This is a genomic window from Metabacillus herbersteinensis, assembly GCF_042433335.1.
Lineage (GTDB): Bacteria > Bacillota > Bacilli > Bacillales > Bacillaceae > Metabacillus > Metabacillus herbersteinensis.
On the sequence record NZ_JBHLVO010000073.1, the window covers coordinates 1 to 2592 of the forward strand.

The window sequence follows — 2592 nt, forward strand, 5'->3', positions numbered from 1 at the left end:
CATGTGAAGCAAATGCATCGCGATCTAAGAATTCACGAAGTTCTTGTAGAGCACGTTCTTGTCTGATTGGAAGTGTAGTGTAATCAGTTTTACGAGCATGTTTTTTACGCTCTTCAGTTAGGTCAAGCTTAGTACCCGCTTCAGCTGTAGCTGCTACACCAACACCAAGTGCTTTATAAGCTTCTGTAAGTTTAACCATGAATGATTTAACGTCAGAAACTACACCTAAAGTAGTTTCAACAACTTTACCAAGTTCTTTATTATCAAGGTTTACGTGAATAATTTTCTTACCATTCGCTGTAAACACTTTAACATTACCAGTACTACGGTCAGCGAAACGCCCAGCAAGGTTAATGACTAAGTCTGCTTCTAAAATTGTTTTGTTACCGAATGGAGTATCAAGCATAGTTCCCATACGTCCTGCAAATAATGGGTGATCGTTAGGGAAAGTGTCCATACCCATACCGGAAGTTACAACAGGGATTTGAAGTTCTTCAGCTAAAGCTTTTAATTCAGCAGTAGCGTTTGCAAGGTTAACCCCACCACCAGAAAGTAATACAGGGTTTTTAGCATCTTTTAATAATTCTAACGTTTTTTCGATATCTGAATCAGATGCTGTTGGAAGATTATCTACTGGTGTAGAAGCGATAAGTGCATCTATGTCAACTTCGATTTCAACTTTTTGTTGGTCAACTGGTAAGTCAAGTAGAACTGGACCTCTTCTACCAGTAGTAGCAGTTACCCATGCTTCATGGATAAATTCAGCCGCTTTCGAACCATCAGTTAAACGGTATGAAGCTTTTGTTACAGGCTTAGCCATTTCAACGATAGGAGCTTCTTGGAATTGCATTGTTCCTATTAAACTATTTTTTTGTTGACCCGTAATAGCAATCATTGGAATTGAATCCATCCACGCACCGTAAAGGCCTGTTAAGAAGTTCGTTCCACCAGGACCTGAAGTCGCAGCACAGACACCAACTTCACCAGTTGCTCTTGAATAACCGTCAGCCATGAAAGCACCCGTTTGCTCGTGACGAACAACATATGATTCGATTTTAGTTAATTCTTTTACTGCATCGTAGAATGGCAAGATTGCAGCTCCAGGTACACCGTAAATGTGTTTTACCCCTCTTTTTTCTAAATACAATGCAATTAACTCTGCAGCTGTCATTTTTTGTTTAGCCATCTAAATCTCTCCCTTTTGATCGTTTATAATATTTTCAAAGATTTGTGCAATCGAATCTTTTTCCCCTACATTGCCCGGAAATACTATATAAGGTGTATTTTTGAATTTAGCTTCACTTCCAGTTAACCATACTGGAACACCAGCGATTGCTTGCCCTAAAATTTTTGCATATTTTATCTCCAAGCCGTCTGTTGCCACATCACTAGAAGTTATACCACCTTTTGCAATGATAAACTTTGGTTTAACTTTTAGTGAACGAACCACTTCAACCAGGGAACTTGAAACAGTTTGACTAATTTTTAAATTTTCTTCTATTTCTTTTGCGAAAATTACATCTCTACTTGTATAAACAAGCGTATCGCGATTAGAAGAAATATTATTATCTACTAATTGACATACTCGTGTTAGCTCTGCAGCTCTCGTTTCTACATTTAGAACTTTTACAACATTAATTTCGATTTGTTCAATCGGGTATTTCTTCATTAGTTCGTTGATTTGTTCCGTTGTTTTTTTCGTGTGAGAACCTACAACGATAAATCCACCATTGTTTCGGCTTTCATCTTTTGAAACAATCTCATCAGCTGATAAATATGGACGATCAATAATACCAGCGATTGATTTTACTAAAGATGCTGCAGTTCTAAATAAGAAATACTTGCCAGAATCAATTGCTTTAAGGACAGCTAATGTTACGATATCTAAATCATAATAAGATTTAGCATTCACTATAATAGGAGTATTATCGTTGGCAGAGAGTAGAATCTCGTAGATTTTATCTATACCACCATTATGAATATCTTCAAGTGAAATGATCAATACGGACTCGGGAGCTACGCTTCCATTTGTCTTCTCTTCAATCCACTTCGGCAAATTAGCTGTTTTGAAGCCAAAAACTGAGTCATTCGCAAATTCTGTTTCACTTGCAGGGACAAGCTGACCATCTACACCTAAATAATGAGTATTATCTATGGTATAACGATGAGCTTCAAAAAAGGCCGGTACGATTAAATGACCTGAAATCTCAATTTTAGCAGCTTTTAATAATTCATCCTGTAGCACATTAATTTCTAGTGGATAATGTCCTCTTAATGTTGAGTCACTTCTACTAATAATTGAGTAATTAATGCCCATTTTTTGAGTAACCTCAACAATGTTTCGAACAATCTCTCTATTGATTTTTTCAGCTTTTTCTGCATTATAGCTTCTTGTGTTTGTTAAAATATAAAGTACACTTCTCTCATCAGATAAACCTTTTTTAATCCAGTCTATTCCCCAATCCGTAATGACAAAAATATCATGGACAGTTTGGACACCAGTTGGATCATCATCTAAAACGATAAACTTATGTTTTGTTTGTTTTAAATGATCTTTGATTTTAGCTCGTAGGCTATCATCGGATTTAGAGA

The 2592-nt window shown here is 36.4% G+C and carries 2 protein-coding genes; both read right to left on the minus strand.

Annotation, left to right across the window (positions count from 1 at the left end; all coding sequences use genetic code 11):
* A partial coding sequence (locus tag ACFFIX_RS27640) for a thiamine pyrophosphate-binding protein (RefSeq protein ID WP_378939858.1) occupies positions 1–1186 on the minus strand: 1186 nt, incomplete at its 3' end.
* Positions 1187–2592: four-carbon acid sugar kinase family protein (locus ACFFIX_RS27645; protein WP_378939860.1), on the minus strand; the 1406-nt coding region annotated here is incomplete at its 5' end.